Source organism: Pseudomonas sp. ADAK2 TE3594 (assembly GCF_053628675.1).
Map to the genome: position 1 here is coordinate 4,594,248 of NZ_JBRJGV010000001.1, position 14,150 is coordinate 4,608,397.

Consider the following 14,150-nt stretch of genomic DNA (forward strand, 5'->3'; position numbering starts at 1 on the left):
GTCTTCGCGAGCAAGCCCGCTTGTGTCTTGAGCAGGAATTAGACTGAGGGTGAGAGCGGGCTTGCTCGCGAAAGCGGCCTGATTAACGCCTCCATCCTTCTTTGAAAATAAATAGAACTTCTCGTCTCGCGCAAACCTCCTAGCTAACAGGCCTCTCCATTCTGGTAACAATATGGACCTTGTTATCGCTCGTCCTGAAGGTTTGTACTGCCCGCCCGGGGATTTCTATATTGACCCATGGCAGTCGGTCGATCGCTCGGTCATCACCCACGCCCACAGCGACCATGCTCGCCGAGGCAATCAACATTATCTGGCAGCGGCACCGGGGGCAGGCATTCTGCGCGCGCGCCTGGGCGAAGACATCAACCTGCAAACCTTGCCCTATGGCGAGCCATTGCTGCACCGCGGCGTAAAACTGAGTTTTCACCCCGCGGGTCATGTACTCGGCTCCGCCCAGGTGCGTTTGGAATACAAGGGGGAAGTCTGGGTCGCCTCGGGAGACTACAAAACCGAGCCCGACGGCACCTGTGCGCCGTTCGAACCGGTGCGTTGCCACACGTTCATCACGGAATCGACCTTCGGTCTGCCGATTTACCGCTGGCAACCCCAGAGGCAAGTCTTTGCCGAGATCAATCAGTGGTGGCAGACCAACGCCGCAGCCGACAAAACCAGCGTGCTGTTCTGCTATTCCTTCGGCAAGGCTCAGCGGATTCTCCACGGCATCGATGCCAGCCTCGGCCCCATTCTGGTACATGGCGCGGTTGAACCCATCAATCGGATTTATCGCGAGAGCGGCATTTATTTACCGCCAACGATCTATTCCGGCGACGTAAAAAAACATGACCCGATGATGCGCAAGGCCTTGGTCCTCGCGCCGCCTTCGGCGAGTGCCAGCCCTTGGGTACGGCGTTTCGGTGACTACAGCGATGGCTTCGCCAGCGGTTGGATGCGCTTGCGCGGTCCACGGCGGCGGCGCGGCGTGGACCGTGGTTTCGTGCTGTCCGATCACGCCGACTGGCCCGGCCTGCTCTGGGCCATCGAACAAACCGCAGCCGAACGCGTGATCGTCACCCATGGTTCCATTGGAGTGCTGGTGCGCCATCTGCGTGAACTAGGCCTCGATGCCATGAGTTTCAGCACCGAGTACGGCGATGATGAAGACACCACAGTCCTCGAACCCGAGAGCGCCGAGGTGCTGGCATGAAAGCCTTCGCCGACTTGTATGCCGAACTCGACGCCACCACCTCGAGCAACGCCAAACTGGCGGCGATGCAGAGCTATTTCGCCCAGGCCGCACCCGAAGATGCCGCCTGGGCGGTGTACTTTCTGTCCGGTGGGCGACCTCGGCAATTGGTGCCGGTACGCATGTTGCGGGAAATGGCTACAGCGTTTTCCGGGCTCTCGCCCTGGTTGTTCGAAGAAAGTTATCAGGCCGTCGGTGATCTGGCGGAAACCATTTCACTGGTGCTGCCCGAAACGCACCACACCTCTACCGACGGGCTGGCGGTGTGGATTGAAGACAAACTGCTGCCGCTGCGTAACGCCTCCCCACAGACCCTCGCCGAATGCTTGCCCGCCCTGTGGGCGCAACTGGATCGCCAGAGTCTGATGCTGTGCATCAAATTGATCACTGGCAGTTTCCGTGTCGGGGTCTCCAAATTGCTGGTCACCCGCGCCTTGGCGGCGATGGCCGGGCTCGACAGCAAACGCGTGGCCCAGCGGCTGATGGGTTACACCGATCTGTCCAATCGCCCAAGCGCCGCCAGTTACCTGAAGCTGATCGCCCCCGAATCACCCAATGAGCATGCCCAACGGGGCGGCCAGCCGTACCCGTTTTTCCTCGCCCATGCGTTGTCGCACCCGGTCGAGCAGTTCGACGCCCTGCTCGGCCCCGTCAATCAGTGGCAAGTGGAATGGAAGTGGGACGGCATCCGCGCTCAAGTGGTCAAGCGCGATGGGCGCTTGTGGATCTGGTCGCGAGGTGAAGAGCTGGTAAGCGAGCGCTTCCCCGAACTGGACAGCCTGGTTCACGGTTTGCCCGATGGCACGGTGATCGACGGTGAAATCGTCGCCTGGAAAGCTGCACAATCGGGCATCAACGACGCCTTCGACCCGCAATCGCCGTCGCCACCCGCTGTGCAGCCCTTCGCCCTGTTGCAACAGCGGATCGGCCGTAGAACGCTCAGCAAGAAAATCCTCGATGAAGTACCCGTGGTCATCCTGGCCTATGACCTGCTGGAATGGCAGGGCGAGGATTGGCGTAACCAGACTCAAGCCACCCGGCGCACTCAGCTGGAGCAACTCGTCCTCACTTGCGCAAACCCGGTGTTACTGAGCTCGCCCGTGCTGACCGGTGAAGACTGGTTCGATCTTGCCCGACAACGGGAAGCCTCCCGCAGGTTGGGCGTCGAAGGCATGATGCTCAAGGCCCGCGATGCGCTGTATGGCGTCGGGCGGACCAAGGACATGGGTGTGTGGTGGAAATGGAAAGTCGACCCGTTCAGCGTTGATGCGGTGCTGATCTATGCCCAGCAGGGCCATGGCCGCCGGGCCAGTCTCTACACTGATTACACTTTCGCAGTGTGGGACGGCCCACCCTCTGCCCGCGAGCGAACGCTGGTGCCTTTCGCCAAGGCTTACTCCGGGTTGACTGACGAAGAAATGCGCCAGGTCGACAGCATCGTACGCAAGACCACTGTGGAGAAATTCGGTCCGGTGAGTAGTGTGAAGCCGACCCTGGTGTTTGAGCTGGGATTCGAGGGCATAGCCCTGTCGAAACGGCACAAGAGCGGAATTGCGGTGCGGTTCCCGAGGATGCTGCGTTGGCGGCAGGACAAGTCGGTGGAAAACGCTGACAGCTTGGCGACATTGCAGGATTTGCTCGCCTGACCTGATTTTTTTGGGTTGATCTTGTAGGAGCGAGGCTTGCCCGCGAAGGCGTTCTCAAGTTCGCCAAAAGCTTCGCGGGCAAGCCTCGCTCCTACAGAGCAGATTGGGCATCAGGGCAAGCCCTCTCCCCACATTCAGCACCACCCTGGCGCAGGAATCTGGCGATGCCCGTTTCCGTGCATAAATCGCGCTTTGCCACTTCTTGTATTACCTTTTAAACGCTTGTTCGGGACTCTGGTTCGGAAATTGCTACTTTTAATAGGTCTGACGCTTTCCAGTAACAGTACTTCTGCGCCACAAGCGCTCATATTGGTTCTTAGGGATTGAATAATGAAAAAAGCATTGCTGACCCTTTCTGCACTGGCGTTGTGCATGGCTGCCGGCTCCGCGCTGGCCAAGGAATACAAAGAATTGCGTTTTGGCGTTGACCCTTCTTACGCGCCGTTCGAGTCCAAAGCAGCCGACGGCAGCCTGGTAGGCTTCGACATCGACCTGGGCAATGCAATTTGCGCTGAGCTGAAGGTCAAGTGCAAATGGGTCGAAAGCGATTTTGACGGCATGATTCCGGGCTTGAAAGCCAATAAATTCGACGGTGTGATCTCTTCGATGACCGTCACCCCGGCCCGCGAAAAAGTCATCGACTTCTCCAGCGAGCTGTTCTCCGGCCCAACCGCTTACGTGTTCAAGAAAGGTTCCGGCCTGAGCGAAGACGTCGCTTCACTGAAGGGTAAAACCGTCGGTTACGAGCAAGGCACCATCCAGGAAGCGTACGCCAAGGCCGTGCTGGACAAGGCTGGCGTGAAAACCCAGGCCTATCAGAACCAGGATCAGGTGTATTCCGACCTGACTTCCGGCCGTCTCGACGCAGCGATCCAGGACATGCTGCAAGCCGAACTGGGCTTCTTGAAGTCGCCAAAAGGCACCGATTACGAAGTCAGCAAGCCAGTCGACAGCGAATTGCTGCCTGCCAAAACAGCGATCGGTATCTCGAAAGGTAACAAAGACCTCAAGGCACTTTTGGATAAAGGTATCAAAGCGTTACACGACGATGGCACCTACGCCACCATTCAGAAGAAACACTTTGGCGATCTGAATCTGTACAGCGGCAAATAATGCCCGGCGCCCATCTCGCGATGGGCGCTTTCTTCACCCGATCAGGTTGCTGATTTATGTTCGAAAACCTATTACAAAACCTGGGGCTCTCAGCCTTCAGCCTTCAGGGCTTCGGTCCGTTGCTGATGGAAGGCACCTGGATGACCATCAAATTATCGGTGTTGTCGCTGTTGGTGGCCGTATTGCTCGGCTTGCTGGGCGCCAGTGCCAAGCTGTCAAAAGTCAAACTGGTACGTGTTCCGGCCCAGCTCTACACCACGCTGATTCGTGGGGTGCCCGACCTGGTGCTGATGCTGCTGATCTTCTACAGCCTGCAAACCTGGCTGACTTCGTTTACCGACTTCATGGAATGGGAATACATCGAGATCAACCCGTTCAGCGCCGGGGTCATCACCCTGGGCTTCATTTATGGTGCGTACTTCACCGAAACGTTTCGCGGGGCCATCCTCGCCGTGCCACGGGGCCAGGTCGAAGCCGCCACCGCCTACGGCCTCAAACGCGGCCAGCGTTTTCGTTTCGTGGTGTTCCCGCAAATGATGCGCTTCGCCCTGCCGGGTATCGGCAACAACTGGATGGTGATGCTCAAGGCCACCGCGCTGGTCTCGATCATCGGCCTCGCCGACCTGGTCAAAGCCGCGCAGGACGCCGGTAAAAGCACCTATCAACTGTTCTACTTCCTGGTGCTGGCAGCATTGATTTACCTGGTGATCACCAGCGCCTCCAACGTCGTCCTGCGCTGGCTCGAACGCCGCTACGCCGCCGGCTCCCGGGAGGCCGTACGATGATCGAACTCTTGCAGGAATACTGGAAACCCTTCCTTTATACCGACGGTTACAACATCACCGGCCTGGCCATGACCATGTGGCTGCTCAGTGCTTCGATCTTCATCGGCTTTCTGGCGTCGATCCCGCTGTCCATCGCCAGGGTTTCGTCCAGGATCTACATCCGCTGGCCAGTGCAGTTTTACGTCTACCTGTTCCGGGGTACGCCGCTGTATATCCAGCTGCTGATTTGCTACACCGGTATCTACAGCCTGGCGGCCGTGCGCGCCCAGCCGGTCCTCGATGCGTTCTTTCGCGATGCGATGAACTGCACGATCCTGGCCTTCGCCCTGAACACCTGCGCCTACACCACGGAGATCTTCGCCGGGGCGATTCGCAGCCTGCCTCATGGGGAAATCGAAGCGGCCAAGGCTTACGGCCTGTCAGGCTGGAAGCTCTACGCCTACGTGATCATGCCGTCAGCCCTGCGTCGCTCGTTGCCTTATTACAGCAACGAAGTGATCCTGATGCTGCACTCGACCACCGTGGCGTTCACCGCGACCATCCCGGATGTATTGAAAGTCGCTCGCGATGCGAACTCTGCGACCTTCCTGACATTCCAGTCGTTCGGCATTGCCGCGCTGATCTACCTGACCGTTACCTTTGCGCTGGTCGGCCTGTTCCGTCTCGCCGAACGCCGATGGCTGGCCTTCCTCGGGCCGACTCACTAGGACAACTCGTACATGCGCCACCAGATTCATGACCTGCTGGCCCCGCTGCCGGGGACCGTGCGACAGATTCACAGCTTCCACTTCGGCCCGCCGTCGGCCAAAGGCAAGATTTACATCCAGTCCTCCCTGCATGCCGACGAATTGCCCGGCATGTTGGTGGCCTGGCACCTCAAGCAACGTCTGGCGGAGCTGGAAGCCGCCGGCCGGCTGCGCAGCGAAATCGTGCTGGTGCCCGTGGCCAACCCGGTCGGCCTGGAACAAGTGTTGATGGACGTTCCACTGGGCCGCTACGAGCTGGAAAGCGGGCAGAACTTCAATCGCTGGTTCGTCGACTTGAGTGAAGAAGTCGGCAACGAGATCGAAGGCCTGCTCGGCGACGATCCGCAACGTAACCTCGAATTGATCCGCGACAGCCTGCGCAAGGCGTTGGCGCGGCAAACCGCAGGCACTCAACTGCAATCCCAGCGCCTGACCCTGCAACGGCTGGCCTGCGATGCGGACATGGTGCTGGACCTGCATTGCGATTTCGAAGCCGTGGCGCACCTTTACACCACGCCCGAGGCCTGGCCGCAGGTCGAGCCGCTGGCGCGCTACATCGGCTCCGAAGCCAGCCTGCTGGCCACCGACTCGGGTGGCCAGTCGTTCGACGAATGCTTCACCCTGCTCTGGTGGCAGTTGAAAGAGCGCTTCGGCGAGCAGTTCGAGATTCCGCCAGGCAGTTTTTCAGTCACTGTCGAATTACGCGGCCAGGGTGACGTCAATCACCCGCTGGCCAGCCTCGACTGTCAGGCGTTGATCGATTATCTGATTCATTTCGGCGCGATTGCCGGTGAGCCGGCGCCATTACCCGACCTGCCCTACCCGGCCACGCCGCTGGCCGGTGTCGAACCGGTGGCGACACCCGTGGGCGGACTGCTGGTGTTCACGGCCCTGCCCGGGGAATACCTGGAAGCCGGGCAACTGATCGCCGAAGTCATCGATCCGATCATTGATCGCGTCACTCCTGTTCATTGCACCGCCGCCGGGCTGATGTACGCCCGTTCGCTGCGGCGCATGGCCACTGCCGGCATGGTGATCGCCCACGTCGCGGGCACCGAAGCCTATCGCAGCGGCTACCTACTTTCGCCTTGAGGATGCATGTCCCATGTACAAATTGACCATTGAAGGCCTGCATAAAAGCTATGGCGATCATCAGGTGCTCAAAGGCGTTTCGCTCAAGGCCAAAACCGGCGACGTCATCAGCCTGATCGGCGCCAGCGGCTCAGGCAAAAGCACCTTTTTGCGCTGCATCAACTTTCTCGAGCAACCCAACGACGGCGCCATGAGCCTGGACGGCCAAACGATCCGCATGATCCATGACCGTCACGGCATGCGCGTGGCCGATGCAGATGAACTGCAGCGGATTCGCACCCGCCTGGCCATGGTGTTCCAGCACTTCAACCTGTGGAGCCACATGACGGTGCTGGAAAACATCACCATGGCCCCGCGCCGGGTACTCGGTTGCAGCAAGCAAGAGGCCGAAGACCGTGCCCGACGTTACCTCGACAAGGTTGGCCTGGCGGCCCGCGTGGCGGATCAGTACCCGGCGTTCCTTTCGGGCGGTCAGCAACAACGGGTAGCCATTGCCCGCGCACTGGCCATGGAACCGGAAGTCATGCTGTTCGACGAACCGACCTCGGCACTCGACCCGGAACTGGTCGGCGAAGTGCTCAAGGTGATCCAGGGCCTGGCCGAAGAAGGCCGGACCATGATCATGGTCACCCACGAAATGAGCTTTGCTCGCAAGGTATCGAGCCAGGTGCTGTTCCTGCATCAGGGGCTGGTGGAAGAAGAAGGTTCGCCGGAAGATGTGTTGGGTAATCCGAAGAGTGAACGGTTGAAGCAGTTCCTCAGCGGCAACCTCAAGTAAAAAATCACAGGTTTCGCCCACTGCTACGGATCACCGTAGGAGCTGCCGAAGGCTGCGATCTTTTGATGTTGATTTTCAAGATCAAAAGATCGCAGCCTTCGGCAGCTCCTACAGGGAGTCAGACCACAGGCGCAGGAGGCGGCTCATCCGGAAGAGTGGGCTCTCCGGGTTCTGTCGGTTGTTCGTTGGGAGTATCTGGATCAGGCTGGCCGGGGATGCCCCCTGCCGTGCTGACTGGCGGATGTGCCAACAAGGACCAGGCCAGCAGGCCAACCTGATTGGGCTCAAGCCTTGCCAGTTCGGCACTTATTCGCGGATCGATCTTCATGAAGCACTCCTGAGCGATGGCCCGATCCGCCTTGCGCGAATCGGAACAGTACATTCCATAGAGTGTACGCCCGCTCAGGAATTCCAACGGTTTGTCAGACGGCTGACTCAGGTACGCGGCAGGGTCACGCCACGCTGGCCCTGGTACTTGCCGCCACGGTCCTTGTAGGAGACTTCGCACTCTTCGTCCGACTCAAGGAACAACATCTGCGCCACGCCTTCGTTCGCGTAGATTTTCGCCGGCAGATTGGTGGTGTTGGAGAACTCCAGGGTCACGTGACCTTCCCACTCAGGCTCGAGCGGCGTGACGTTGACGATGATGCCGCAACGCGCGTAGGTGCTTTTACCCAGGCAAATGGTCAATACGTTACGCGGGATGCGGAAGTATTCGACGGTGCTGGCCAGAGCGAAGGAGTTCGGCGGAATGATGCACACGTCGCTGTGGATGTCGACGAAGCTGCCCGCATCGAAGTTTTTCGGGTCGACGATCGCCGAATTGATGTTGGTAAACACCTTGAAGTGATTGGTGCAACGCACATCGTAGCCGTAGCTGGACACGCCGTAGGAGATCACACGGCTATCGTCGCTACCGCGCACCTGGCGCTCGACGAAAGGCTCGATCATGCCGTGTTCCTGCGCCATGCGGCGAATCCACTTGTCCGATTTGATGCTCATGGCGGGTGTCCTGAATAGCGAGGTGGAAAAATTCTGTCCGGCATCTTACCGGGCAGGCGCTCCGGGTTCAAAGTCCGGGAGACAATTCTCGACGATCCCCCGTGAATTCCGGGCCTTCACCGCTATTCGATGCACCGTCAGTCATGAAAACAGAGAAACCTTCGCAAGAACCATTGGCACGTTCCGGAAAAAGGGTTAAGGTGGCGCCACTGTGCTGCTTGTGTCACTGAGAATCTCTACACGATATGTTGAATTTCGATCCAACCATCTACAAGAATTTTTCCTGCTCTTTGCACTCAGTCTCGGCCAGGGTTCTTCCTGCGTCGCAGTTATCTTTGTTCAAGGAGTTACACCATGTCTAATCGCCAAACCGGTACCGTTAAGTGGTTCAACGATGAAAAAGGCTTCGGCTTCATCACTCCACAATCCGGTGACGACCTGTTCGTTCACTTCAAAGCTATCCAATCCGACGGCTTCAAAAGCCTGAAAGAAGGCCAACAGGTTTCTTTCATCGCTACCCGCGGTCAGAAAGGCATGCAAGCTGAAGAAGTTCAAGTTATCTAACTTGTACTTGCTTTAGTAAAAAGCCCCGCCCTCAAAAGCGGGGCTTTTTTGTGCCTGCCTGTTTTGCATGGCAAAAAAAATCGCAGCCTCGCTTCGCTCGACAGCTCCTACGGTGACATGCGATCTCTGTAGGAACTGTCGAGCGAAGCGAGGCTGCGATCTTTTGATCTTTCAGTATTACCAGGCTACGCCAAAACCCGCCGTGTAACGGGTCTTGCTCAGGTCCGCATCGTCAGTACCGCTGATAATGTCACGTTCGGCCTTCAGGTTAAGCGATGCCCAATCGGTCACTTTGTAGCGCAAGCCCATTTCGGCATCGAGTGCGTAATCAGCTACGCCTGACAACGGCTTGCCAACTTCGCCATTGGTGAAGAACTCCACCTTCTTGCCGATCAGGTAACGGTTGTAATCCCACTTCATAGCCAGGGAATAGAAGTTTTTCTTGCTGCCGTCCGAGAACTCATAATCCGTACGGTTGACCAGCGAGCCCAAGGAAAAGGCGCCCAGTTCGTTATCCCAGAATTGATAACCAGGGCCGGTACCGACGGTGCGCTGACGGGAGAGCTCTTCGACCTTGTCGCGCTTGTAATTCAAACGCCCTTGCCAGAACCACTTCTCGGTGAGGAATCGGTCGAGAGAATACTCGGCACGCCAGTTGTCAGTGGTGACGACGTCATCCTGGAACTCGCGGTTGTACTCACCTTCCGCCGTGTGACGCCAGCGACCATGACGCGCGGTGGTTTTGAAACCAACGTCATAATCATCAGTGTCTTTTTCTGCGCGCTGGTAATCCAGTGCCATGTCGACATTACCCTTCCACACCAAATCCTCAACCACCGGCTTGGGCTTGAGCATCTGCTGGATACTGGCCAGCTCCACGGTCTTGGGGCCATCGCCGTTGGCCAGGGTGACCTTGCCGTCCTCTGCCGCGTGCAGGGACTTGGCCTTCTCTCCGGTGTACGCATCCTGTTTGACCAATAGCTGCTGATCACTTTCCAGGGTTTTGACCTGCTTCCAGTCGATCGGGACCGCGCCAGCGTACTCGGTCTGAATCAGCAGCTTGCCACCATCGAAGACGGTGATTTTGCCGCTCAATTTGTCACCGTTCTTCAACCAGACGGTATCGGCAAGCAAGGGAGTGGAAGCACTGGCGACAGCGAGGCACAGCAAGGTTCTGGACAACATAAGCGAATCGAAGGCTCAACTTTGCGAAAAAAAGTCGGCATTATCCTTACGAATAAGGCCATGACAAGGACTGACCCGACTTTTTCTATTGAGTTCATTTCTCAATGGGCAATCCAGGATTTACTCTACAGACGGTCAATGCGCATTTTTTCAGGAAGCCCGGACGTGACCGACTCAACCGCTGAAACCGAAAGCGCGGCGCAAATCCGACGCACGGCGCTCTACCTGACCCTGGCACAAGTGCCCGAGGGCAAAGTCGTGAGCTATGGCCAGCTCGCCGAGCTGGCCGGGCTGGGTCGCGCTGCCCGCTGGGTCGGGCGAACACTGAGCCAATTGCCCGGCGACACCAAACTACCCTGGCACCGCGTGCTGGGTGCCGGCGGTCGGATCAGCCTGCCCGTGGGCAGCCCTTCGGGGGATGAACAACGGGCCCGATTGCGCATGGAAGGCATCAGTATCCTGAACAATCGTGTTGATATTCAGCGCCATGGGTGGCGCCCGGTAGAGCACAGCGGTTAGAGTGCGCGCTTTGTTTCCGTAATCCTTGAGGCAGACTCCAGCCCATGCCCCGTAAAACCTGGCGCGCCGCGCTCGCCGCCTATGCCAGCCCCTCAACGCTCGTGCTGTTGCTGCTTGGTTTCGCCGCCGGCCTGCCTTACATGCTGGTGTTTTCGACGCTTTCAGTCTGGCTGCGCGAGGCAGGTGTTGCCCGCGAAACCATCGGCTATGCAAGCCTGATCGGCCTGGCCTATGCCTTTAAGTGGGTCTGGTCCCCGCTGCTCGACCAATGGCGCCTGCCATTGCTCGGCAAGCTCGGCCGACGACGCTCCTGGCTGGTGCTGGCCCAGGCTCTGGTGATCCTCGGCCTGATCGGCATGGGTTTCTGCGACCCGCAAAAGCACCTGTCCTGGCTGATCGCGATTGCCGTGGTGGTCGCCTTCGCCTCGGCGACGCAAGACATCGCCGTCGATGCTTATCGCCTGGAAATCGCCGACGAAACCCGCCAAGCCGCGCTGGCGGCCAGCTACATGGCCGGTTATCGGGTCGCGGCCCTGCTGGCGACGGCCGGTGCACTGTTCTTCGCCGAAGGCTTCGGCTCCACCGGTTTCAACTATAAGCATGCGGCGTGGACCGGCACCTACGTGCTGTTCGGCGTCTTGATGGTCCCGGCACTGCTGACCACCCTGTTCATGCGCGAACCGCCGGTGCCCCTGCGTACTCAATTGCAGGCCGGACGCTACAGCTTTGTGCACCAATTGGCGTCGGTGTTCGTGCTGATCGTGCTGCTGGTGTCCGTACCGGCCATGTTCACCCAGCTCTACAACACTGACTTCGCCAGCGTACTGTTCAACGGCGTCAGCGTGCTCGACCTGCTGCTCGAAGACCGAGCGTTCCTGCGGGCGATCCTCTATATCACGCTTACCGGCCTGTGCTTGTCGGCTATGGGCCGCCGTGGCCTGGCCCCGGTGCTGACGCCGGTCAACGACTTCATCCTGCGTTACCGCTGGCAAGCCCTGCTGCTGCTCGGGCTGATCGCCACCTATCGGATGTCCGATACGGTCATGGGCGTGATGGCCAACGTGTTCTACATCGACCAGGGGTTCACCAAGGATCAGATTGCCAGCGTCAGCAAGATATTCGGCCTGATCATGACGCTGGTCGGCGCCGGCATGGGCGGCCTGCTGATCGTGCGCTTCGGCATTCTGCCCATCCTGTTCATCGGCGGCGTTACGTCGGCAGCCACCAATCTGCTATTCCTGATGCTCACGGACATGGGCGCCAATCTGCAGATGCTGATCGTCACCATCTCGCTGGATAACTTCAGCTCGGGCCTGGCGACTTCGGCGTTCGTCGCTTACTTGTCGAGCCTGACCAATCTCAAGTTCTCCGCCACCCAGTACGCCCTGCTCAGCTCGATCATGCTCCTGCTGCCCCGCCTGATCGGCGGCTATTCAGGGGTCATGGTGGAAAAATTCGGCTATCACAACTTCTTCCTGATCACCGCCCTGCTGGGTGTTCCGACCTTGCTGTTAATCGCCTTGCACTGGTTCCAGGAGAACCGCCGCGCAGGTCCGACAGCGACGCCGGAGCCGGTTCAGACCCAGGTCGCGGAAGAATCGTAGGCTCTTTACGCAGGAAGCATCGCAGAGGGCGCAGATTCTCGCCCTCCTGCCACACAGCCGGCCGCACTCCTGTACGCCAGCAGATCTCGCCCGTACAATGTTCCGTCATTTCTCGTCATCAGCAACCGACAACGGCCAACCATGCGCACCAGTCAATTTTTGCTCGCCACACAGAAAGAAACGCCTTCCGACGCGGTCGTCATCAGCCATCAGCTGATGCTGCGCGCCGGCATGATCCGCAAACTCGCCTCGGGCCTGTACACCTGGCTGCCCATGGGCTTGCGAGTGATGCGCAAGGTTGAAGCCATCGTGCGTGAAGAAATGAACGCCGCCGGCTCTCTCGAAGTGTTGATGCCGAGCACGCAACCGGCTGAGTTGTGGCAGGAATCCGGTCGCTGGGAAGAATACGGCCCTGAATTGCTGCGCTTCAAGGATCGCCACGGTCGCGATTTCTGTGCCGGCCCGACTCACGAAGAAGTCATCACCGACCTGATGCGCAACGAATTGAGCAGCTACAAACAGCTGCCGATCAACCTGTATCAGATCCAGACCAAATTCCGTGACGAAATCCGCCCACGCTTCGGTTTGATGCGCGGCCGCGAGTTCATCATGAAGGACGCCTATTCGTTCCACGCTGATCAGCCTTCGCTGCAGATCACCTACGACCGCATGCATCAGGCGTACTGCAACGTGTTCACCCGCCTGGGCCTGAAATTCCGTCCGGTTGAAGCCGACAACGGCTCGATCGGTGGCGCCGGCTCCCACGAATTCCACGTACTGGCCGAATCCGGTGAAGACGACATCGTCTTCAGCAACGGTTCCGACTACGCGGCGAACATTGAGAAGGCCGAAGCCGTACCGCGCGAAACCTCTCGTGCCGCACCTGTCGAAGAGCTGCGCCTGGTCGACACGCCGAACGCCAAGACCATTGCGCAACTGGTCGAAGGCTTCAATCTGCCGATCGAAAAGACCATCAAGACCCTGGTGGTGCACGCTGAAGAGCAAGGCAAACTGATTGCCCTGATCATCCGTGGCGACCACGAGCTGAACGAAATCAAGGCCGCCAACCAGCCTGGCGTTGCCAGCCCGCTGGTCATGGCTTCCGAAGCTGAACTGCGCGACGCCATTGGCGCCGGCGCCGGTTCCCTCGGCCCGTTGAACCTGCCTCTGCCGATCATCATCGACCGTTCCGTCGAGCTGATGAGCGACTTCGGCATCGGTGCCAACATCGACGACAAGCACTACTTCGGCGTGAACTGGGAGCGTGATCTGCCGGTTCCGACCGTTGCCGACCTGCGCAACGTCGTGGCCGGTGATCCGAGCCCTGACGGCAAAGGCACCCTGGAAATCAAGCGCGGCATCGAAGTCGGGCACATCTTCCAGCTGGGCAACAAGTACAGCAAAGCGATGAAGTGCGAAGTGCTGGGCGAGAACGGCAAGCCAGTCACCCTGGAAATGGGCTGCTACGGCATTGGCGTGTCCCGCGTGGTGGCTGCCGCCATCGAACAGAACAACGACCAGAACGGGATTATCTGGAGCGACGCTCTGGCTCCGTTCCAGGTTGCCCTGGTTCCGCTGCGCTACGAAACCGAACAGGTTCGCGAAGCCACCGACAAGCTCTACGCAGAACTGACTGCCGCCGGCTTCGAAGTACTGCTGGACGACCGCGACAAGAAAACCAGCCCGGGCATCAAGTTCGCGGACATGGAGCTGATCGGCATTCCACACCGGATCGTGGTCAGTGACCGCGGCCTCGCCGACGGCAATCTGGAATACAAGAGCCGTACAGAGGCCGAGGCGCAAGCGCTGCCGGTCGCTGACGTGTTGTCTTTCCTCCAGACCCGTATCCGCCGCTGACACCAGATAGAGACGT

General features: G+C 58.9%; 14 protein-coding genes. 11 read left to right on the forward strand and 3 right to left on the reverse strand.

What is annotated here, in order from left to right; genetic code table 11:
- The first annotated feature begins 172 nt into the window (after positions 1–172).
- The 7 genes from AB7M22_RS20400 to AB7M22_RS20430 all read left to right on the forward strand — a co-directional run bounded on the left by AB7M22_RS20400 (position 173) and on the right by AB7M22_RS20430 (position 7,403).
- Complete coding sequence (locus AB7M22_RS20400) at positions 173–1,204, forward strand: ligase-associated DNA damage response exonuclease (RefSeq protein ID WP_454187609.1); 1,032 nt, start codon at positions 173–175, stop codon at positions 1,202–1,204.
- Positions 1,201–2,889, forward strand: a complete 1,689-nt coding sequence (locus tag AB7M22_RS20405; protein ID WP_454187610.1) for an ATP-dependent DNA ligase — start codon at positions 1,201–1,203, stop codon at positions 2,887–2,889. Before AB7M22_RS20400 ends, AB7M22_RS20405 begins: the two co-directional genes overlap by 4 nt.
- 330 nt (positions 2,890–3,219) lie before the next feature.
- Positions 3,220–4,002, forward strand: a complete 783-nt coding sequence (locus AB7M22_RS20410) for a transporter substrate-binding domain-containing protein (RefSeq protein ID WP_008010107.1) — start codon at positions 3,220–3,222, stop codon at positions 4,000–4,002.
- Positions 4,003–4,058: 56 nt separating this feature from the next.
- The gene (locus tag AB7M22_RS20415) at positions 4,059–4,787 is read left to right on the forward strand and encodes an ABC transporter permease (RefSeq protein ID WP_007904662.1); all 729 of its coding nucleotides are present in this window, start codon (positions 4,059–4,061) and stop codon (positions 4,785–4,787) included.
- Positions 4,784–5,494, forward strand: a complete 711-nt coding sequence (locus AB7M22_RS20420; RefSeq protein WP_008010109.1) for an ABC transporter permease — start codon at positions 4,784–4,786, stop codon at positions 5,492–5,494. The genes AB7M22_RS20415 and AB7M22_RS20420 overlap by 4 nt, the downstream gene beginning before the upstream one ends.
- A gap of 12 nt (positions 5,495–5,506) precedes the next feature.
- Complete coding sequence (locus tag AB7M22_RS20425) at positions 5,507–6,625, forward strand: succinylglutamate desuccinylase/aspartoacylase family protein (RefSeq protein WP_454187611.1); 1,119 nt, start codon at positions 5,507–5,509, stop codon at positions 6,623–6,625.
- A gap of 13 nt (positions 6,626–6,638) precedes the next feature.
- On the forward strand, positions 6,639–7,403 hold the full coding sequence (locus AB7M22_RS20430; protein ID WP_454187612.1) for an ABC transporter ATP-binding protein: 765 nt from the start codon (positions 6,639–6,641) through the stop codon (positions 7,401–7,403).
- A gap of 118 nt (positions 7,404–7,521) precedes the next feature.
- Here AB7M22_RS20430 and AB7M22_RS20435 read toward each other — a convergent pair whose 3' ends face one another.
- On the reverse strand, positions 7,522–7,731 hold the full coding sequence (locus AB7M22_RS20435) for a hypothetical protein (RefSeq protein WP_454187613.1): 210 nt from the start codon (positions 7,729–7,731) through the stop codon (positions 7,522–7,524).
- Positions 7,732–7,838: 107 nt separating this feature from the next.
- A complete protein-coding gene (dcd, locus tag AB7M22_RS20440; RefSeq protein ID WP_007904652.1) occupies positions 7,839–8,405 on the reverse strand; it encodes a dCTP deaminase in 567 nt (188 codons plus the stop codon).
- Between the two features lie 354 nt (positions 8,406–8,759).
- Here dcd and AB7M22_RS20445 point away from each other — a divergent pair, with 354 nt between their 5' ends.
- Entirely contained in the window at positions 8,760–8,969 is a 210-nt protein-coding gene (locus tag AB7M22_RS20445; RefSeq protein WP_002554837.1) for a cold-shock protein, read from the forward strand.
- A 177-nt stretch (positions 8,970–9,146) separates the two neighbouring features.
- Here AB7M22_RS20445 and AB7M22_RS20450 read toward each other — a convergent pair whose 3' ends face one another.
- Positions 9,147–10,154 (reverse strand): DUF481 domain-containing protein, encoded by a 1,008-nt coding sequence (locus AB7M22_RS20450; RefSeq protein ID WP_454187614.1) that lies wholly within the window; start codon positions 10,152–10,154, stop codon positions 9,147–9,149.
- A gap of 138 nt (positions 10,155–10,292) precedes the next feature.
- Between AB7M22_RS20450 and AB7M22_RS20455 the strand changes: the two genes are divergently transcribed.
- The 3 genes from AB7M22_RS20455 to AB7M22_RS20465 all read left to right on the forward strand — a co-directional run bounded on the left by AB7M22_RS20455 (position 10,293) and on the right by AB7M22_RS20465 (position 14,134).
- On the forward strand, positions 10,293–10,673 hold the full coding sequence (locus tag AB7M22_RS20455) for an MGMT family protein (RefSeq protein WP_448091985.1): 381 nt from the start codon (positions 10,293–10,295) through the stop codon (positions 10,671–10,673).
- Between the two features lie 44 nt (positions 10,674–10,717).
- Positions 10,718–12,277 carry an AmpG family muropeptide MFS transporter gene (locus tag AB7M22_RS20460; RefSeq protein WP_454187615.1) on the forward strand — a complete coding sequence of 520 codons (1,560 nt, stop codon included), beginning with the start codon at positions 10,718–10,720 and terminating at the stop codon, positions 12,275–12,277.
- Positions 12,278–12,418: 141 nt separating this feature from the next.
- Positions 12,419–14,134, forward strand: a complete 1,716-nt coding sequence (locus tag AB7M22_RS20465) for a proline--tRNA ligase (RefSeq protein ID WP_454187616.1) — start codon at positions 12,419–12,421, stop codon at positions 14,132–14,134.
- Positions 14,135–14,150: the final 16 nt, after the last annotated feature.